We start from the raw sequence: 19,102 nt of genomic DNA on the forward strand, positions 1-19,102 counted from the left end.
ACGCCTCCCCTTAGGAGTCGTAGTGAACGAAGCGCTTCTGCACTCCGAACTGGACGAGGGTGACGAGCAGCGTCAGCGCCAGCAGGATCAGCGCGGCGGCGCTGCTCATGCCGAACTCGAACTTCTGGAAACCCAGGTCGTAGACCTGGTAGACGATCGTGCGGGCGCCGTCGTTGTGGTCGGGGTTGACCAGCACGTAGATCTGGTCGAACGCCTGGAGCGAGCTGATCACCGCGACCACGGTGGAGAAGAAGATGGTCGGGGAGACCATGGGCAGCGTCACCGACCGGAAGATCCGGACCGGGCCCGCGCCGTCGATGCGGGCGGCCTCCGTCAGCGACGGCGGGATGGTCTGCAGCCCGGCCAGGAAGATCACCACGTTGAGGCCGAGCGAGGACCAGATGGTCACGATCGCGATGGCCACGACGATCCAGTTCGGGTCCTCCAGCCAGTTGGGCAGCGTGATCCCGAACCAGTCGTAGACGGTCCTGTTGAGCACGCCGTAGTCACCGCTGGCCAGGATGATCTGCCACATCACGGCCACCGCGACGGAGCTGGTCACCACCGGCAGGAAGTAGACGACCCGGTAGAACGTCTTGCCCCTGACGTGGTTCAGCGCGACCGCGATGAGCAGCGCGAGCGCCAGGCCCACCGGGACGGTCAGGAAGGCGAGCTTGACGGTGTTCCAGACGGCCGTGCCGAAGTCGGGGTCGGAGAGCTGGGCGGCGAAGTTGTCGAAGCCGACCCAGGACATCTCACCGAGCCCGTCCCACTTCATGAACGCGAGCGCGACCGCGAACCCGAGCGGGAAGACCAGGAAGGCGAGCAGGCCGAGAACCTGCGGGGCGAGGAAGAGCGCGGCCCACCAGCCGTCCCGGCTCCGCACGCGCGTCTTCGCGCGTGCGGAGCGGGGTTTCGCGGCGGGGCGCGCCGAGGTGACGACGCCCACGCCGCTAACCGATCTTGCCGTCGACGAGGGACTGGAGCTCGGTCATGCCCTGCTCGAAGGGGACCTTGCCGGTCCAGACCTTCATCAGCTCGTCATTGATGTCCTTGGTGAGACCGGGCACGCCGACCTCCTCGGGGTAGTTCGCGAAGCCGGTGTCACGGACGTCCAGGAACGTCTGGGCGTGCGCCGGGTAGTTGCCCTCCAGCACGATCTGCTCGGCGCCCTTGATCGAGGGGACCGCGCCGCCGCCCTTGAGGCGCACGAGCTGGCCCTCCTTGCTGACGAACTCCGTCAGGAAGGTGAAGGCCTCCTTGACGTTCTTGGTGTCCTTGTTCATCGCCAGGTAGGAGACCGCGACCGCGCCGGGCATCGGCTGGCCGGTCTCCGACGGGAACGGCACGATGTCGTAGTTGGGCAGGTCTCCGCCCTTCTTGAGGGAGTCGATCATCCACCGGCCGCCGGCGTAGAAGCCCGCGGTGCCCTTGAGGAGCTGGGTGCTGGCGTTGTTGCTGGCGGGCAGCACGTCGGCCGACAGGAAGGTCTTGTCGGCGTAGCCCTTGGCCAGGGTCTCCAGGGCCTTGCGCGACTTGGGGTCGGTGGTGGCGACGAACTTGCCGCCGTCCCACACCTTGCCGCCGAAGCCGCCGATGACGCTGTAGGTCGAGCCGTACCAGTTCCAGAAGATCGAACCGGCCTTGCCCGCCGCCTTCAGCTTGGCGTTCATCTCAAGGTACTTGGCCATGGTCCACTTGCCGGCCGCGTTCAGCTCGGCCGGGTCCTCGGTGATCCCGGCGTCCTTGAGCGCCTTCTTGCCGTACCAGAGCACCTCGGGGCTGGTGTCGTTCGGGACGCCGTAGATCTGGCCGTCCTTCTTGGCCCCGCCGTAGATGCCGTCGAAGAAGTCCTCGGGCTTGCTCTTGCTGTCCGGGCCGGCGAGCTTGTCGTTGAGCGGGGTGAGCACCCCGGCGGCGACGAACTTGCCGACGTTGTCGTCACCGACGAAGAAGACGTCGGGCGCGGTCTTGGAGGTGAGCTGGGTCAGGAGCTTGGGGTGGTAGTCCTCGTACTTGGGGACCGTCTCCATCTTCAGCACGATGTTCGGGTGGCGCTTCATGAAGTCGTCGTTGAAGCCCTTGTAGAGCGCGACGTCCTCGGCCGAGCCCCAGGTCGACCACCGGATGGTGACCTTCCCGCCGGCGGACGGACCACCGGCGGTCGAGCCACCGCTCCCGCTGCAGGCGGCGGTGGTGAGCAGTGCCAGAGCCGCTACGGCCATGGCCTTTTTGGAAATGGGGAAAGACACGGTGTGCCTCCTGGGGATGGGATTTCTTTGGGGGGTGGGTTATGCGAGTCCGCCACCGTCGACGACCAGGGCCGCTCCGGTGACGTAGCTGGCGGCGTCACTCGCCAGGAAAAGGACGGCCTGGGCGATCTCGTCCGGAGTGCCGGAGCGGCCCATCGGACGGTCGGCGGCGTCGGCGGCGAAGGCGGCCCAGTCCTCCGAGAGCTGGCGGGCCTCCTCGCGGAGCATCGGGGTGTCGGTGTCGCCCGGGTTGACCGAGTTGACGCGGATACCGGCCTTGGCGTGGTCGATCGCCAGGGCCCGGGTCATGTTGACCACGGCCGCCTTGGAGGCGCAGTAGGACAGGGCGTTGCCGCCGCCCTTGAGGCCCCAGCCGGAGCCGGTGTTCACGATCGAGCCACCGTCGGTCATGGCGGGGATCGCGTGCTTGCACATGAGGAAGACCGAGCGGACGTTGACCGCCATGACCCGGTCCCACTCCTCGGCGGTGATGTCCAGGGCGGTGGTCCGGCGGATGATCCCGGCGTTGTTGAACAGCACGTGCAGCCCGCCGAAGGTCTCCAGCGCGGTGCCGACCGTACGTGCGCAGTCGTCCTCGGAGGCCACGTCCGCCCTGACCGCCACGGCCCGGCCGCCCTCGGCCTCGATCTCCTCGACCACCTTCGCGGCGCCGGACCCGTCGAGGTCGGCGACCACGACGGCCGCGCCCTGGCGGGCGAACAGCAGTGCGGTGGCCCGGCCGATGCCGGAGGCGCCACCGGTGACGATGGCGACCTTGTCAGTCAGGGTGGTCATGCAACGAACTCCTCAATCGCAGAACATATCCGGTACATCGCGCTCTCGCGATATCCGGTGATGACGGAGACGTGCCCGCTGACCAGCGCGTCCGTCTCCGGGTCTCCGGTGTCGGCCAGCAGCGCCCGCCCGCCGAGCCCGGCGAGCTTCTGCTGGGTGGCCAGGACGATCAGCCCTCCGGAGGTCATGATCATTTTCAGTACGGCGGGGCTGATCTGCTGGTTTCCCCGCCCGAGCACGAACCCCTGCCCCCCGATCACCGAGACGACGGCGTGGGTCTCACGCCCCCGCACGAAGTCGAGGAGCTCGCTGTCGGCCACGTCCGCGGCGACCAGCTCGCCGTCCTGGACCACGTCCACGCCGAGCAGCGTGGTGGCCAGGCCGAGCCGCCGGCCGACGGCCATGGTGGTGGCGCCGGGGCCGAGGACGTAGCGGACGCCGGGGCGCATCCGCGCCACGACCTCCCGGGCGATGCCCTCGGCCGAACCGGGGGCGGCCGACGACGATCCGGTCTTGCGGCCCGACAGCCGCGCCCTGGCGGCGGGCACGCGGAGGGTGCCGTAGAGCCGCGGGCTGACCCGGCCTCGTCGGTAGGCCTCCTCGTCGAGGTCCACCACCTCGGCGTCGACGGTGGCTCCGGCGGTGTCCCCGCCGAACTCCGCCGCCATGACCCCCGCCGTGGCGGGGCTGACCGCGAAGCATCCGGAGTAGACCTTCACTCCCGCCGGGATGCCCAGCACCGGGCAGGACGGCGAACCGTCCAGCACGTCCCGCGCGGTGCCGTCCCCACCGGCGAACAGCAACAGGTCGACCCCGCGCATGGCCGCGACGGCCGCCGTCGTGTCCGCCGCCGACGACGGGCCCGCGGGGGCGGGCGGCACGGGCTCCGGCGAGGCGAGGGCGGCGCCGGTCCGCGGAAGGTCCGGCGAGGCTCCGGCGGGGACGAGCCGCAGGAGCTCCGGATGGGCACCGGCGGCCCGCGCGCTGTCCTCGCCCATCGGGCCGGCGACGGTCAGGATCCTGACCTCCGGGCGGCGGGCCAGCAGGGCTCGTACGGCCTGCGTCGCCCGCTCGCCCGCCCTCGGGGACGCTCCCCTGGCAAGCGCCTCGCGCTGCACGTCGATGCCGTCGCTGCCCTTGAGACCGGCCGGACCGCCGATCCCCGCGACCGGGTTGACGATCAGCCCGACCGTGAGGACCGCGCCGTCCGCGAGCGCGGGCGGCCGGGTTCGGGAGGCGGCGCGGGACGCCGGCCGGTCGGCGGTCACGACAGGTGCTTGCGGGTGTAGGAGCGCCAGGTGGGAGACCACTTTTTGGGATCGTCCAGCGACGTCGGGTCGATCTTGTGGATCGTCTGGTTGTAGGGGGCGCCCTTGACGTGCTCGGGGTCGCGGCGGGCCTCGTCGGCGACGTGGGCGAGGATCGCGGCGTACTCGTCGAGGTCCTCCTGGGAGTACGACTCCGTCGGCTCCAGGGTGAAGGGCTCGGGGACCAGGTAGGGGTGGTGGCTGGTCCAGTAGTGCACGCCGAAGTCGGCGGCGCGGACGCCGATCTCCTCCGAGTGCACGCCCGTCTCCTCGAACAGCTCCTGCCAGGAGTAGCGGACCTGCTCCAGGCGATTGCGACCCCAGGGGGCCGAGGCTCCCTTGATCTGCAGGACCTTGTGCATCAGGTAGTTGTTGTTGAGCACCGCGGTCTCGGCGACCTCGCGCAGGCCCTCGGCGCCCAGCGCCATGATCCAGGCGTAGGCGCGGACCACGTTCGGGGTGACGCCCAGGAACGGGCGCATCTTGCCGACCGACTGCGGGCGGTCGGCGTCGAGGTGGTAGCGCGTCCCGTCGAACTCCACTGTCGGGCCGGGCAGGAAGGGCGCGAGCGCCTCGGAGACGCCGCACGCGCCGGCCGCCGGACCACCGCACGAGTGCGGGGTGGAGAAGGTCTTGTGCAGGTTGAAGTGGCACAGGTCGAACCCGGCGTCGGCGGCGCGGGTGATGCCCAGCATGCCGTTGGCGTTTGCCTGGTCGTAGCAGGCCAGACCGCCGGCCTCGTGGACGATCTCGACGAACTCCGCGATGCGCGGGTTGAAGATGCCGGTGTCCTCGGGGTTGGTGATCATCAGGGCCGCGGTGCGGGGACCGGCGGCGGCGCGCAGCGCCTCGATGTCCGGATAGCCGTTCTCGTCCGGCATCAGCGTGATGATCTCGTACCCGGCGACCTTGGCGCAGGCCGCGTTGGACGGATGGGAGAACATCGTGGTGATGACCTGGTCGCGCTGCTCCGCCTCGCCGCGCGAGGCGTGGTAGGCGCGGATCATCGCGATGTTGGCGTAGATCGCGGCCGACCCGGAGGCGGGCTGGAGCGTGACCCGGCGCATGCCGGAGATCTCGGCGAGCATCCGCTCCATTCGCCAGTAGATCTCCAGCACGCCCTGCACGGTGTCGTCGGGCTGGAGCGGGTGGAGCTCGGCCACCTTGGGGTCGTTGACGAAGCGGTCGTTGACCTTGGGGCTGTACTTCATCGTGCAGGTGCCCTGGCCGACCGCGATGGCCTGGTCGACGCCCAGGTTCTCCTGCGACAGCCGGACGTAGTGCCGCAGCACGTGCAGCTGCGACATCTCCGGCAGCTTGGGCGGTTCGGCTCGCCGTACCGAATCGGGAAGCTCCACCGCGGGCACCCCCGCGGCCGGTACGGCGATGCCCCGGCGGCCGGCGCGCGACTGCTCGAAGATGATCGGCTCGTCCCAGCGGGCCTGGTGGAACCGGCGCAGCGGCGGCTTGGGAGCCACCGGCAGCTCGGCGAACGACTCTCCCGCGTGCCCACTCATGAGAGCCCTTCCTTCACGGCTGCCGCGAGCCGGTCGATGTCGTTCTTGGAGTGCCGCTCGGTCACGCAGACCAGCAGCGTGCGGTCGTCCAGCCGGACGCCGCCGAAGATCCCGTCCGCGCGCAGCGCGGCGAGGAGCCCGTCCGCGGAGGGTACCTCGATCGCGAACTCGCGGAAGTGGACGGCGTCGGGGTGCAGCACCCGGGCTCCGGCGTCGGAGAGCCGGTCCATCGCGTAGCGGGTGCGGGCCAGGACCGTCTCGCCGAGCTCGCGCATGCCCTCCGGGCCCATCAGCGCGAGGTAGACCCCGGCCGTGATGCCCCACAGGGCGGCGGCGGTGCCCACCCATTCCTTGCCCTCCTCGCGCAGGGCGAAGGAGGTCCGGTCGTAGAAGACGTCGCCGAAGCCGTACTCGCCGGGGACCGCGGTGGGCGCGATGCCGAACAGCCGCGAGGGGAACTCCGCGACCAGGCGCTCCTCGTCGCGGGTGGCGATGTATCCGGCGTGGCCGCCGCCGTAGCTCTGATGCATGCCGAGCGACTGGATGTCACCGCAGACGATGTCCGCGCCGTAGGCGGCGGGCGGGGCCAGCACGCCCAGCGAGATCGGGTCGGTCGAGACGACCAGCAGCGCGCCGACGGCGTGCGCGAGGTCGGCGAGCTCGCGGCCCCGGGTCTCCACCACGCCGTAGACGTTCGGGGTCTCCAGGTAGATCGCGGCGAAGGTCTCGTCGATCACCACCTCGCCGATCTCGCCGTCCGCCCCGACCGGGGCGATGACGAGCTCGACGTCGTGGTCGAGGAAGTCGCGGAGCTTGCTCATCTTGTCCGCACCGACGGCCCCGCTGAGCAGCACCTTCGAGCGGCCGGTGTAGCGGGCCGCCATCCGGATGGCGGTGCCGGCCGCCTGGAAGCCGTCGTAGGTCGGGACGTTGACGACGTCCATCTCCAACAGCTCGGCCATCATGCTGACGTACTCGAACATCGCCTGGAAGCGGCCGTGGTCCTCGTACGGCTCGCCCGCGTAGGCGGTGAGGAACTCGCCGCGCCCGTTGACCTCGTCGCAGACGGCCGGGACGTGGTGCGGGTAGCAGCCGTGGCCGAGGAAGCTGAGCGCCTCGGTGGTGTCGGTGTTGCGTCCCAGCAGGCCGCGCATGTGCGCGACCAGCTCCTGCTCGGAGGCCATCGGCTCGGGCAGGTTCAGCGGCCGGTCGAGGCGCAGGCCGGCCGGGATGGCGGCGTAGAACTCCTCGACGCTCGCGGCGCCGATGGCGGCGAGCATCTCGGCCCGGACGCCGGGTTCGGCGTTCGGGATGTAGGGGTGGGTCACCGTTCTCCTTCGGTTGGCTCGGCTTCGGTCGGCGCGGCCGCGGTGCGGAGCACCACGGCGTCGCGGGGTGCGATCTCGATCAGGCCGTGCAGGTCACGGCCGGTGAGCAGGTCGGTCCCCGGCTCACGCAGGCGTACCGTCGCGGGGGCCGTCGCGTGGTTGAGCAGGAAGAGGTAGCGGCCCCGGCGGGTGGCCTCCACGCCCTCGGGCACGTCGGCCACCGGCCGGACGCCCGCGGCCGCCAGGACCTCGGACAGGACCGGGGTCACGTCGTCGAGCAGGCAGCTCAGGTAGGTCACGTTCCCCCGCCGGGTGATCGCCGCCTGGCCGTCCAGGTCTCCGCCCTCGTAGCGGGCGAGCACCTCGGCGTCCTCGACGCACAGCCACTCGGCCCAGGTCCGTGCCGGTACGGCCGGCGCCTCGCCGGCCCCGGACTCCGGCGCGAGCCGTACCCGCTGGGTGTGATCGTCGGGGAGCGGCCAGAACTCGTCCACCGTCAGGCCGAGCAGCTCCCGCAGCGGGCCGGGGGCGCCGCCGTCGTGGATCTGGTCGGCCCGGTCGACGACGCCGCTGAACGGGCCGACGACGAGGTGCCCGTCGAAGGCGGCCAGGTGCGCGGCCTGCTCCTCGGTGCACATGTAGAGGTTGGGGGCGATCACCACTCGGTAGCCGGACAGGTCGCGGCCCGCCGGGACGAGGTCCACCGCGACGCCGCGGGCGTGCATGGGCTCGTACCAGGACTGCAGCAGCTGCTTGAGCTTGAGCCGGTTGGAGGGCATCGACTCCGGGGCCTCCAGGCCCCACCAGCTGTCCCAGTCGAGCAGCAGCGCCACGTCGGCGTGCGTCTCGGACCCGGCGATCTCGGCCAGGCGCCCGAGGTCGGCGCCGAGCCGCAGCGTGTCCTGCCAGCCGCGCGAGGCGGTGCCGCCGTGCGGCAGCAGCGCGGAGTGGAACTTCTCCGGACCGTACTTGGCCTGCCGCCACTGGAAGAACATCGCGCCGTCGGCCCCGTGGGCCAGGGCCTGGAGGCTGTGCAGGCGCATCATCCCCGGCGGCTTGGGGGCGTTGACCTCACGCCAGCTCACCGCGCTCGACGCCTGCTCCAGCAGGATCCACGGCCGCCGCTTCAGCGACCGCATCAGGTCGTAGCTGAGCGCGATCGCCACGTGCGAGGCGGGGTCGGCGGGGTCGGGGTAGGCGTCGTCGCTGACGATGTCCTCGGCCTCGGCCCATTTCCAGTAGTCCAGGCCGTGCAGGATACTCATGAAGTTGGTGGTCACCGGAATGTCCGGGGTGACCTCGCGGAGCACGGCCTTCTCCAGCTCGAAGCATTCCAGCAGCGCGTCGGAGCTGAAGCGGCGCCAGTCGAGGACCTGGGCGGGGTTGACCGGTCCCGGAGCCTTGCGCGGCGGATTGACCTGATCGAACGCGGTGTAGTGCTGGCCCCAGCAGGAGGTGCCCCAGGCGGCGTTCAGACCTTGGATCGATCCATGACGTGCCTGGAGCCAGCGCCGGAAGTGCCGGGCGGACTCCTCGCAGAAGCATTCGAGCGTGTGGTCGGCGTACTCGTTGCCGATGTGCCACATGGCCAGCGCCGGGTGGCCGGCGTAGCGCTCGGCCATCATCCGCGCCAGCCGTACCGTGGCGTCGCGGAAGATCGGCGAGCTGGGGCAGTAGCTCTGCCGGGAGCCGAAGTCCAGGCGCGTGCCCGCGGCGTCCACCGGGAGCACGTCGGGGTGCTCGCGTACCAGCCAGGGCGGCGGGGTCGCGGTGGCGGTGGCCAGGTCGGCGGCCACGCCGTGCTCGTGGAGCAGGTCGAGGATCCGGTCCAGCCAGCCGAAGTCGTACTCCCCAGGACGCGGTTCGAGACGGGACCAGGAGAAGACCGCGACGGTGGCCATGTTCACCCCGGCTTCGGACATCAGCCTGACGTCCTCGTCCCAGACGTGCTCCGGCCACTGCTCGGGGTTGTAGTCACCACCAAACAGCAGTCCGGAAATCCTGGTCAAGCCCACCCGTAACTCCGATCTATGACATGTAATATTTTGTATGCAGAATTCATAGTGCAGTATTTTGCATCACGTCAAGTGGGTAAGCTTGACGCAAGATCAACCCAAGGAGTGCCATGGCGATCGAGCGGCGCCCCCTCCGCGAACAGATCCGCGAGGAGCTCATGCTCCGACTCGACCGAGGGGACTTCGCGGCCGGTACCGACATCAACGAGGCCGCCCTCGCCGGCGAACTCGGCGTCAGCCGCACCCCGCTGCGCGAGGCCCTGATCACACTCGCGGGCGAAGGCGTGCTGGAGAGCAACCAGGGCCGGGGGTTTCGGTTCGCGCCGGTCAGCCGCAAGGAGTTTCGCGAGCTGTGCGCCATCGTGGCGGCACTGGAGGCACTCGCCCTGGAAAACTCCAACCCGGCCTACCTGGAGGAGATCGCTCCGGAACTGCTCAGGCTCGCCCAGGACTTCTCGGACAACATCGCCGAACGGCAGGACATCGAGCGCCACGACGACGAGTGGCACGACCTGCTGCTCAGCGGCTGCACCAACGAACGGCTGCTCGATCTGATCACCAGCGTCAAGGCGGGCATGCGCCGCTACGCCCACCTGATGACAGGGGAGAGCACCCCGATGGAGCGGGCCGCCGAGGAGCACTGCCGGGTGGCCGAGTGCCTGATCGCCGGTGACCGGAAGGGCGCGGCGGCGGCCCTTCGGGACAACTGGGTCAACGGCATGGAGCGCATGATGGCGCGCATCCCGTCAGAGGAAGCGCAGGCCGCGGGCCGCGCGAGCGCGCGGCGAGGGTGACGGCAGCGGCTCCACGCCGGACGGGCCGGGCGGCCCAGGCAGGCAGGCCGCACAGAGCGGGCCGGCCAAGGCAGGCAGGCCGCGCAGAGCGGGCCGGCCAAGGCAAGCGGACAGTGTAAGGAAAGCGGATCGGCCAAGGAAAGCGGACAGGGCCTCCCTCGGATCGGGCCGGGGCCTAATGCTCGGCCAAAGTGACGCAGGCGACGCGCGGACCCGCGGTGCCCGCCTTGGCGCCGGCCTTCCTGGTCCGCTTGGCGTGGATCACCAGGGAGTGCGGCACCCGCCCGGGGACGAAGGCCCAGTCCTGCTTGGCGGTGGCGGTGGCGGACCCCTCGGCGTCGGTGGTGAAGTCGAGCCACACCTCGTTGTCGGCGCTGGCGTGGGCATGGGCGTGCTGGTAGTGCGAGCCCGCGTCCTCAGGCTCGATTCCGCAGGGATTGACGTGCAGGTGCGCACCGTAGGTCCGGTTGGGCAGCAGGCCCTCGACCGTGAGCGTGGAGGTGGCGAGAACCGCCCCCGACTCGGCTTCGACCCGCGCCGAGGCGCCGGGGGGCGCCAGCTTGAGGTTGTAGGCGATCGCCGAGGCCTTGGGCAGCGGCGGGGTGAGCGTGCCGCCCCCGGCCAGCCGGATTCCGGCGGGGCTCGCGGCCTGCCCGGCCGGAGGGGGCGCCGCGGCCTGCTGCCCGCCACAGGCCACACTCAGCAGACCGACGGCGACGAGAGCCACGAAAGCGCGCATCCAACATCTCCTTGACCAGACACGACCGGACACCGCGAGATACGGCGAGATGGGATCACTCTAACGAGTAATCGGGCGATCACATCGCGTATTCGCCGTGTCCGCCCGACGTGTCCCCGGTTCGCGCCTCCCGACGACCGCGTCCGAAACGGCCCGCGAGCCGGGAGGCCCTGTGGTCATGCGGTTCTGTGGTCATGCGGTTCTGTGGCCATACCGCTGTGCGGCCCTGTGGCTGTGCGTCTCTACGGCCATGCCGCCGTGCGGCCCTGTGGCCCTGTGGCCGTGCGGCCCTGTGGCCGTGCGTCTCTACGGCCATGCCGCCGTGCGGCCCTGTGGCCCTGTGGCCGTGCGGCCCTGTGGCCGTGCGGCTCCGCGGCTCTCAGGCGTGGGACGCGGCGATGGCGTCGATGCGGGCGGCGAGGGTGAAGTCCATCTCGGTCAGCCCGCCGGCGTCATGGGTGGACAGGACCAGGTGGAGGGTGCGCCACCGGATGTCGATGTCAGGGTGATGGTTGAGCTTCTCGGCCTCGACGGCGATCTCGTCGACGATGCGGATCGCGGCCGGGAAGTCGGGGGCTTTGATCGTCCGGCGGATCTCGTCGCCTTCGCGCCGCCACTCGGGCACGCCGGTCAGTCTCTGCTCCACCGCGGAGTCATCAAGCAAGTCCATCGGTCCAGGACATCATGTCCGCGGCGAACGCGCCAAGCCGGGGCAGCCTGCCGGCCCGCCGGGCCATGGCCATGACACCCCGGGCCATGACCGTGGCGTGGCCGCTCCGGTCGAGGAGCCGCTCCAACTCCGGCATGAAGTCGGGCAGCCGGGTGAGGCTCCAGTCGTGCCACGGGGACAGCCGGGTGCCGCCACCGTCGAGGTCTTCGGCACGGTAGGCGGCCAGGATCGGGCACTCCAGGTGGATCCGGCGCAGCCACGCCTCGATGCCGGCGTTGAGGGCCGAGATCCGGGAGGGCGCGGCGTAGAGCCAGCCGTCCTCGCCGACCCGGTCGGTCTCCCCTTCCCGAGCGGGATAGGCGCGGACCACCGCGCCGTGCAGGAACAGACCGCTGGCCACCATGAGCTGACGCCCGTCACACCAGTCGACCGCTCCCCGCAGCGGCGGCGGAACGGTGTCCACGATGACCTCACGCTGTGAGCTCGTGGGCTCGCGACCGAAACGCACATGCACTTCGGCCCACATGTAGTAGCCGGCCTCCCCCGCCCCGAAGAACGGGAAGGGGAAGGCCGGTTCCAGGTCGGTCATGGATGGGTCTCCCGGAGAGGTGGGTTCGTTCCGACTAAGAACGACTCCCGAAGCCCCTCGTGGGATTACCGGCCGAACATGATTTATCTGACCACCGTCCTGACAGCGCTTACTTGACGGCGCCTACTTGACGGCGCCTACTTGACGGCGCCGGAGGTGAGACCCGACTGGATCTGGCGCTGGAAGATGATGTAAACGATCATCACCGGGATGATGGACATGCTCAGCGCGGCGAACAGGCCCGGCCAGTCGGCCTCGTAGCCCGCATTGGTGGAGATGTTCGCGATGCCCTGAGTGATCAGCCACTTGTCCTCGACGTTGCCGGACAGCAGCACGATCGGCAGGAGGTACTGGTTCCACTGGCCCAGGATGTTGAAGATCGTGATGCTGATCAGGCCGGGCTTGGCCATCGGCACCATGATCCGGAAGAACGTCCGGGTGTGGGAGCAGCCGTCCATCATCGCCGCCTCGGCCACCGACGTGGGCAGCGTCTTGAAGAACGCCGAAAGGAAGAAGACGGTGAACGGCAGCGAGTAGGCGGTGTAGACCAGGATCACACCGAGGTGGGTGTCGATCAGGCCGAGATTCTTCACCACGAAGAACAGCGGGACCAGGGCGAGGAAGACCGGAAAGGTCATGCCCGAAACGAACAGGAAGTAGATCGCCCGGTTGCCGGGGAAGGAGTAGCGCGCCAGCACGTAGGCGGCCATCGAGCCCAGCAGCATGGTCGCGGCCGTGCTGCACACCACCACGAAGACGGTGTTCAGCATGTACTGGCCGATGTGGGCCTTCTCCCACGCTCGGCCCCAGGAGTCCCAGCCGAGCGAGGACGGCAGCGTGATGGGATCACCGAAAATCTCGGCGTTGGTCTTGAAGGAGGCCAGGAACGTCCACAGGATCGGGCCGATGATCAGGATCGCCCAGACCAGCAGCGCGATGTGGGACAGGGAGCCGAAGACGCCCAGCGGGCTCTTGCGCTTCCTCGGCCTGCCGTGCGAGGCGCCCGACCGGGTGGCCGGCTTGTACGCCGTGTCCGTAGCCATCAGAACTCGATCCTCTCGCGCCGGGTCACGCGCAGGGTGAGCGCCGCGAACGTGATGGTCATGAAGAACAGAGCCACGCCCATCGCCGACGCGTAGCCGAACTTGGAGAAGTTGAACGCCGTCCGCCAGATCTCCAGAGGGAGCACCGTCGTGGAGTTGTCGGGTCCGCCGCGGTCGACCGAGAGCACCTGGACCAGGGCGAAGCAGTCGAAGGCGGCGATGCCCAGGTAGACCCAGGCGACCTGCATGGTGTCCCACAGCAACGGGAGAGTGATCTTGAAGAACAGCATGAAGCGGCCCGCGCCGTCCAGCGCGGCGGCCTCGAACACGTCACTGGGGATGGAGGACATGCCCGCCGAGAACAGGACCACGTAGAAGCCGACGGCCTGCCAGACCACCACGCCCATGATCGCCCACAGGGCGAGGTTGGGCTCGATCAGCCAGCCGACCGGCTCGATCCCGATCTTGCCGAGCAGGCCGTTGATCACGCCGGACTCGTCCGGGCGGTAGATCGTCTGAAAGAGCACGCCGACGATGGCCACGGCCAGGACCTGGGGCAGGAAGAAGATCACGCGATAGACCTTCGAGCCCCCGATCCCGGACATCCTGCCGCCCTTCTGCCCGCCGCCCAGGTTGAGCAGGAAGGAGAAGAACAACGCGATCACGATGGTGACCAGCGGCATGACAAGTAACAGGACACCGTGGTGACGCACCGCTGCCCAGAAGACCTCGTCGTCCAGCAGCCGGGAGAAGTTCTCCAGACCGATGAACTGAGGATTGGCCGAGATGCCCTTCCAGTTGGTCAGCGCGATGTAGAAAGCCTGGACGTACGGGCTGATCACGAAGACGACGTAGAGGAGCACCGGCGCGGCGAGAAAGCCGATGATGAACGGATACCTGCCATGCCGCATCGGGACCTACACCGTCCGGTTCTGCTTGGTGATGGACGAGTCGGACTTGGTCTTGTCGGCGGCCTTCTGCATCTTCTCGCAGAACTCGTCGGCGGAGATGCGGCCGAACATCAGCGCGTTGGTCTGCTTGCGCAGCTCGGTCTCAAGCTCCTTGTACCAGTTCTCGAAGCTGCTGAAGGTGACGATGTTCGAGCCGGCCGCGGTCTGCGCGGCGCTGAGGCTCGCGTTACCCGGCGTCAGGTCCAGGCCGTCGGCGGCACCGGTCACGACGGTGATGTTGCCGGACTTCTCGGTGAAGCCGCGCGCGCCCTCCTTGGAGAGCATGATGCGCAGGTACTCCAGGCCGCCCTTGGGGTTCTTGGCCTTGGCGGGGACGATGTAGGCCTCGCCGGCGGCGGCGCGGATGGCCTCGAACGGCATCTTGTCGGCCGCGGTGACGCTGGGGGTGGGCGTCAGCGCGTACTTGAACTCCTTGGGAGTCTGACTCTTCTGCTCGTTCTCCAGCCAGGAGCCCGAGGGATAGAGGGCGATCTTGCCCTGGTTCTGCCGGGTCTGCACATCGGTGTGGATCAGGCCCTCGAAGGACTTGTCCATGTATTTGCCGATCTCGGCCCAGGCGGCGGCGGACTGCTTGACCGAGTCGCGCTTCCAGACCCCGTCGGCGAGGTTGTCGATGTCGATCAGGAGCTGGTTGCCCTCGATCTTGGCGGCGGAGATGAGGATCATCCAGTAGGCGTAGTAGGAGGCGTTCTTGCCCGCGTACGCGAACGGGACGACCCCGGCGGCCTTGGCCTTCTCGCAGAAGGCCTTGAACTCCTCGAAGGTCTTCGGCGGGGTCCAGCTGTTCTTCTCGAACAGGGCGGAGTCGTACCAGAGGCCGTAGGCCGAGAAGACGTAGTTCATCAGGTACGGCTTGCCGGCGATGAGACCCGACTCCACGGTGCCCGGCGCGACCAGGTCGCGCACCTTCTTGTTCGGGTCGTCGATGGAGGGGGCGTCCCACAGCTCGGTGAGCTCCAGGAGCTGGCCCTCCTGCTGTAGGGCGCCGTTGTCCATGAGGTCGGTGCCCGAGTTGGCGATCAGGTCCGGGACGTCGCCGCCGGCGAAGCGCGGCTGCAGGGTCTGCGCGATCTGCTGGGTGGCGACGTGCTTGACCGTGGCCTTGGGGAAGGCCTTCTTGTACAGCGGCTCGTGGACCTCGGTCGCGTAGCTGTCGCCGAGACCGCCCTTGAAGATGACGACCTCGAGCGGAGCATCGGCGGCGACGCCGAAGGGGTTGGCCGCCGAGACCGCGCCGCCCGACGACGGCGCGGCCGAGGTGGTGGCCGCGGGAGAGGAGCCGCCGCCGGTGGCGCAGGCGCTGAGCAGTCCGACGCCGGGGCCGGCGACCAGAGCGGTCAGGCCGATCCGGCGAAGCATCTGCCGTCGGGTGATATCTCCGGGCGTACCGGCCGAGTTGGACATCGCAACCCTCCTGAGCGGGAGATCAGTTAGGAAAGTTTCCTAAACGTTTGCCCGAAGGTACGTATCCCCAAAGTTCACCGTCAAGGGGTCGCAGCCGGTCTAGACCGACCCGTGATGTACCCGCGACATTTCCGGTAGCAAGTAAACGCGAAAGGAGCATGCTCCCCTGACAGATCGGCACACAGTACCTCATAACCCCTGCAAGACCGTTGACTCGCGACTTCTAAGAGAGTAAAAGATCCAGGCCTTTCAGCGGTCGAATGAGGGGTAACCGGTCTAGACCAGATAATGATGGTTTGCCGCACACCACCGCAAGCCCCTACTTTTACCGGCATGTTGCTGGCGGAGCAGCGTCGTCTGCTGTGTGAATACGGCCGCAGGGCCGCCGAGACCGGACTGGTCGTCGGCACCGCTGGAAATCTGAGCGTCCGCGCCGGCGACCTGATCGCCGTGACACCCACGGGCGTCCCCCTCGACCGGCTGGAACCCGAGGCGTGCCCGGTGATCGACGTCGAGGGATACCTGGTCGAGGGCGAGTCGCAACCGTCCTCCGAGACGCCCATGCACCTGGCGGTCTACACGACCACCGACGCCGGGGCGGTCGTGCACACCCACTCCACCTTCGGCACCGTGGTCGCCACGACCATGACCGAGCTGCCGCCGATCCACTACAACGCGCTGCTGCTCGGCGGAACGGTGCGGGTCGCCGAGTACGCCACCTTCGGCACCCCGGAGCTGGCGGCCGGCGTCAGGGCCGCCCTCAAGGACAGGCAGGCCGCGCTGCTGGCCAACCACGGCGGGGTCACCGTCGGCGGCGACCTGCACCGGGCGTTCGAGGCGACCCGGCTGCTGGAGTGGCTCTGCGAGGTCTACGTGCGGGCCAAGGCCGTCGCAGAGCCCCGGGTGCTCACCGACGAGCAGCTCTCCGCGGTGGTCCATCGCGCCTTCAACCCGCCCCTGTTCCCCCGTCGTGAGGACTGACCATGCCCCTGCAGCTCACCGGCGCCCCCGGCGACCCGGACCTGATCCGCCTGCCCTGGGACGTCCCGCTGGAGCAGTGGCCGGAGCATCACCTGGTCTCGCTTCCACGCGGCATCTCCCGGCATGTGGTCCGCTTCGCCCGGCTCTCCGGCAAGGTCTACGCGATCAAAGAGATCAGCGAGTACTACGCCAAGCGGGAATATCGCCTGCTGTGGGACCTCAACCGGCTGGACACCCCGTCGGTGGAGCCGGTGGCCGTGGTCACCGGGCGGACCGACGCGGACGGGGAGCCGCTCGACTCCGCGCTGATCACCCGGCACCTGCAGTTCTCCCTGCCCTACCGGGCGGTCATGTCGGGGACGATCCGGCCCGAGACGCTCAACCGGCTGCTCGACGCGCTGGCCGTGCTGCTGGTCCGGTTGCACCTGAGCGGTTTCTACTGGGGCGACTGCTCACTGTCGAACATCCTGTTCCGCCGGGACGCGGGCTCCTTCGCCGCCTATCTGGTGGACGCCGAGACCGGGGAACTCCACCCCATGATCAGTGAGGGCCAGCGGCTGTACGACATCGAGGTCGCGCACACCAACATCTTCGGCGAGATGCTCGACCTGGAGGCCGGCGGCCTGCTGCACCCCTCCATCGATCCCGAGGAGGTCGCCGACTCGATCTGCGGCCGCTACCACCGGCTGTGGGGTGAGCTCACCTCCGACGAGATCATCGAGGAGGTGGACTGGCACATGATCGACCAGCGGATCCGCCGGCTGAACTCCCTCGGCTTCGACGTCGCCGAGATGATGGTCCGCCGCAAGGCGGGCACCGGGCGGCTGATCGTCCGTCCCAAGGTCGTCGACGCCGGCCACCATCAGCGCAGGCTGCTCAGGCTCACCGGCCTGGACGTGGAGGAGAACCAGGCCAGGCGGCTGCTCAACGACCTCGACTCCTTCCGCGTGTCGTACGGCCTGCGTCACGAGGAGGAGGCGATCGTGGCCCACCGCTGGCTGGTGGAGGTCTTCCACCCGACGGTGGAGGCCGTTCCCCAGGAACTGCGGCACAAGCTGGAGCCGGCCCAGCTCTTCCACGAGGTCCTCGACCACCGCTGGTTCATGTCCGAGTCGGCCGGCAACGACGTCGGGCTTCCCGCCGCCGTGGAGTCTTATGTGAAGAATGTTCTTATTTACAAGCCGGACGAACAGGCACTCATTACCGGGGATTGACCGGCGATTTACTCTCCGGAGTAGAGATCCTTATACCCGGGTGATGAATCCTCCATCTCCACCCGTATCACTTTCAATCGGGACACTTGGTTCTCCGGCGATATCCCTACGCTGACCGGGCGACGTTGTGAAGTCGGCGGTGAGGGAGATCCCGTGCTCGGAATCGAAGACTGCCTGACCGAGGTCATGGCCATCCCCGGCGCGCTGGACGCGATCCTGATCGATCAGACCAGCGGGATGGCCGTGGCGGTCGGCGGCGACCACCTGGCCGACGTCGAGAAGTCGGCCGCGGGGTTGAGCGAGACGCTGCGGGCGACCCTGGACGGGCTCGCAGCGACCTCCCCCGGCGGAACGGTCCGAATCAACGACATGATCATAACTACAGATAACGGGCATCATTTATTAAGACCGCTAGAAACGGTCTTCGATGGCCCATTAGTGATTTATGTCCGGCTCGATCGAGATCGTTCCAACCTCGCTCTGGCCCGCCATCGCCTTCAGGCGCTTTCCGGCCGGCTGATAACGACGTGAACCATGCCGACCATGGAGAGCGTACTCAGCGGGCTCGCGAGCGAGCGAGCCACCGGCGCGCTGCGGCTGGGCGAGGCCGGGATGTTCTATCTCACCGGCGGTCGCGTGACCCACGCCGAGAGCGCGGCCGCCCCCCGGGTGGAGGACCTGCTGACCGCCGGCCGCAGGGTTTCCGCCCGCGCCGTGCAGCAGGCCAGGCAGGAGGCCGGCGAGGACCGTCACGGCGGCGAGCTGCTGGTCTCCCGGGGTGTGCTCACCCGGGGCGAGCTGGAGTTCTGCGTGATGAGCGCGGTGCTCGACGCCGTCTACTTCCTGTTCCAGGCCTCCGGAGACCGGTCCGGCTTCCGGCCGGGAGAGCGGCACTGGCTCGGGCCCCAGTGGTATTTCGACGTGACCGGTCTCCTGCGGGAGTGCGGGCGAAGGAGGGCACAGTTGGACCAGGCGTGGCCGTCCGCCGAGCTGGACTCGCGTCCGGTGATCCCGTTGGGACGCATCCCCGCCCAGCGGGTGGTGCTGACCTCTCTCCAATGGGAGGTGCTGGTCGCCGCCGACTCGGCGGCGACCCCCGGTGACCTGGCGCGCAGGCTCGGCCGTCCGGCCGGCTCGGTGCTGCTGGCCGTACGGCAGCTCGCCGCGGCCGGGCTGCTCAGCACCTCGCCGGCGGAGCCCGCGCCCGCCCTCGCGCCCGCTCCCTCCCCCACGGGGCTGCCCAAGCGCAAGAAGGGCGGCACGGCGGGCACCTGGGAGTTCCCGGGCGCCGCGGCCGGCGTCACCGGGCTGCCGGGTTCACCGCCGGGTTCATCGCCGGGTTCACTGTCGGGGCCACTACCGGGGTCGCTGCCCGCCGCGACGGCGGATCCCGCCGACATCAACCTGCTCATCCGGCTCAAGAACGCATTGGAGGCACTGACGTGAGCTGGGTCCGATGCCGATAGGGCTGCGGACGCTGAAG

Annotated in this window: 18 protein-coding genes; 5 read left to right on the plus strand and 13 right to left on the minus strand. The window is 69.0% G+C overall.

Features of this window, described 5'->3' with window-relative positions; all coding sequences use genetic code 11:
• Positions 1-10: 10 nt before the first annotated feature.
• The 7 genes from ACQPYK_RS39265 to ACQPYK_RS39295 are packed head-to-tail and all read right to left on the minus strand — an operon-like array spanning position 11 to position 9,214.
• On the minus strand, positions 11-949 hold the full coding sequence (locus tag ACQPYK_RS39265) for a carbohydrate ABC transporter permease (RefSeq protein WP_433243108.1): 939 nt from the start codon (positions 947-949) through the stop codon (positions 11-13).
• Positions 950-953: 4 nt separating this feature from the next.
• Positions 954-2,252 (minus strand): ABC transporter substrate-binding protein, encoded by a 1,299-nt coding sequence (locus ACQPYK_RS39270; RefSeq protein ID WP_433243111.1) that lies wholly within the window; start codon positions 2,250-2,252, stop codon positions 954-956.
• A 39-nt stretch (positions 2,253-2,291) separates the two neighbouring features.
• Entirely contained in the window at positions 2,292-3,047 is a 756-nt protein-coding gene (locus tag ACQPYK_RS39275; protein WP_433243114.1) for an SDR family NAD(P)-dependent oxidoreductase, read from the minus strand.
• Complete coding sequence (locus ACQPYK_RS39280) at positions 3,044-4,315, minus strand: ATP-NAD kinase family protein (protein ID WP_433243117.1); 1,272 nt, start codon at positions 4,313-4,315, stop codon at positions 3,044-3,046. The genes ACQPYK_RS39275 and ACQPYK_RS39280 overlap by 4 nt, the downstream gene beginning before the upstream one ends.
• The gene (gcvPB, locus tag ACQPYK_RS39285) at positions 4,312-5,871 is read right to left on the minus strand and encodes an aminomethyl-transferring glycine dehydrogenase subunit GcvPB (RefSeq protein WP_433243120.1); all 1,560 of its coding nucleotides are present in this window, start codon (positions 5,869-5,871) and stop codon (positions 4,312-4,314) included. Before gcvPB ends, ACQPYK_RS39280 begins: the two co-directional genes overlap by 4 nt.
• Positions 5,868-7,199, minus strand: a complete 1,332-nt coding sequence (gene gcvPA, locus ACQPYK_RS39290) for an aminomethyl-transferring glycine dehydrogenase subunit GcvPA (RefSeq protein ID WP_433243123.1) — start codon at positions 7,197-7,199, stop codon at positions 5,868-5,870. The genes gcvPB and gcvPA overlap by 4 nt, the downstream gene beginning before the upstream one ends.
• Positions 7,196-9,214: a beta-galactosidase gene (locus tag ACQPYK_RS39295; RefSeq protein WP_433243126.1), complete on the minus strand. Its 2,019-nt coding sequence runs from the start codon at positions 9,212-9,214 to the stop codon at positions 7,196-7,198. The genes gcvPA and ACQPYK_RS39295 overlap by 4 nt, the downstream gene beginning before the upstream one ends.
• A gap of 110 nt (positions 9,215-9,324) precedes the next feature.
• Between ACQPYK_RS39295 and ACQPYK_RS39300 the strand changes: the two genes are divergently transcribed.
• Positions 9,325-10,008, plus strand: coding sequence for a GntR family transcriptional regulator (locus ACQPYK_RS39300; protein WP_433243129.1), 684 nt, complete (start codon positions 9,325-9,327; stop codon positions 10,006-10,008).
• A gap of 175 nt (positions 10,009-10,183) precedes the next feature.
• Here ACQPYK_RS39300 and ACQPYK_RS39305 read toward each other — a convergent pair whose 3' ends face one another.
• The 6 genes from ACQPYK_RS39305 to ngcE all read right to left on the minus strand — a co-directional run bounded on the left by ACQPYK_RS39305 (position 10,184) and on the right by ngcE (position 15,424).
• The gene (locus ACQPYK_RS39305; protein WP_433243132.1) at positions 10,184-10,747 is read right to left on the minus strand and encodes a superoxide dismutase family protein; all 564 of its coding nucleotides are present in this window, start codon (positions 10,745-10,747) and stop codon (positions 10,184-10,186) included.
• Positions 10,748-11,126: 379 nt separating this feature from the next.
• A complete protein-coding gene (locus ACQPYK_RS39310) occupies positions 11,127-11,417 on the minus strand; it encodes a 4a-hydroxytetrahydrobiopterin dehydratase (RefSeq protein WP_433243135.1) in 291 nt (96 codons plus the stop codon).
• Positions 11,404-12,006 (minus strand): hypothetical protein, encoded by a 603-nt coding sequence (locus ACQPYK_RS39315; protein ID WP_433243138.1) that lies wholly within the window; start codon positions 12,004-12,006, stop codon positions 11,404-11,406. Before ACQPYK_RS39315 ends, ACQPYK_RS39310 begins: the two co-directional genes overlap by 14 nt.
• A 137-nt stretch (positions 12,007-12,143) precedes the next feature.
• The gene (locus ACQPYK_RS39320; protein ID WP_433243141.1) at positions 12,144-13,049 is read right to left on the minus strand and encodes a carbohydrate ABC transporter permease; all 906 of its coding nucleotides are present in this window, start codon (positions 13,047-13,049) and stop codon (positions 12,144-12,146) included.
• Positions 13,049-13,960, minus strand: a complete 912-nt coding sequence (locus ACQPYK_RS39325) for a carbohydrate ABC transporter permease (RefSeq protein ID WP_433243144.1) — start codon at positions 13,958-13,960, stop codon at positions 13,049-13,051. The genes ACQPYK_RS39320 and ACQPYK_RS39325 overlap by 1 nt, the downstream gene beginning before the upstream one ends.
• Before the next feature lie 6 nt (positions 13,961-13,966).
• Positions 13,967-15,424, minus strand: coding sequence for an N-acetylglucosamine/diacetylchitobiose ABC transporter substrate-binding protein (ngcE, locus tag ACQPYK_RS39330; protein ID WP_433243147.1), 1,458 nt, complete (start codon positions 15,422-15,424; stop codon positions 13,967-13,969).
• 333 nt (positions 15,425-15,757) lie between these two features.
• Between ngcE and ACQPYK_RS39335 the strand changes: the two genes are divergently transcribed.
• The 4 genes from ACQPYK_RS39335 to ACQPYK_RS39350 all read left to right on the plus strand — a co-directional run bounded on the left by ACQPYK_RS39335 (position 15,758) and on the right by ACQPYK_RS39350 (position 19,065).
• The gene (locus tag ACQPYK_RS39335) at positions 15,758-16,405 is read left to right on the plus strand and encodes a class II aldolase/adducin family protein (protein ID WP_433243150.1); all 648 of its coding nucleotides are present in this window, start codon (positions 15,758-15,760) and stop codon (positions 16,403-16,405) included.
• Between the two features lie 2 nt (positions 16,406-16,407).
• Positions 16,408-17,619: a DUF4032 domain-containing protein gene (locus tag ACQPYK_RS39340; RefSeq protein ID WP_433243153.1), complete on the plus strand. Its 1,212-nt coding sequence runs from the start codon at positions 16,408-16,410 to the stop codon at positions 17,617-17,619.
• Between the two features lie 153 nt (positions 17,620-17,772).
• Entirely contained in the window at positions 17,773-18,150 is a 378-nt protein-coding gene (locus tag ACQPYK_RS39345; RefSeq protein WP_433243156.1) for a roadblock/LC7 domain-containing protein, read from the plus strand.
• Between the two features lie 12 nt (positions 18,151-18,162).
• Complete coding sequence (locus ACQPYK_RS39350) at positions 18,163-19,065, plus strand: DUF4388 domain-containing protein (protein ID WP_433243159.1); 903 nt, start codon at positions 18,163-18,165, stop codon at positions 19,063-19,065.
• The last annotated feature ends 37 nt before the right edge of the window (positions 19,066-19,102 follow it).

It is taken from the genome of Streptosporangium sp. CA-135522, assembly GCF_050949235.1.
In the GTDB taxonomy this organism is placed as follows: Bacteria; Actinomycetota; Actinomycetes; order Streptosporangiales; family Streptosporangiaceae; genus Streptosporangium.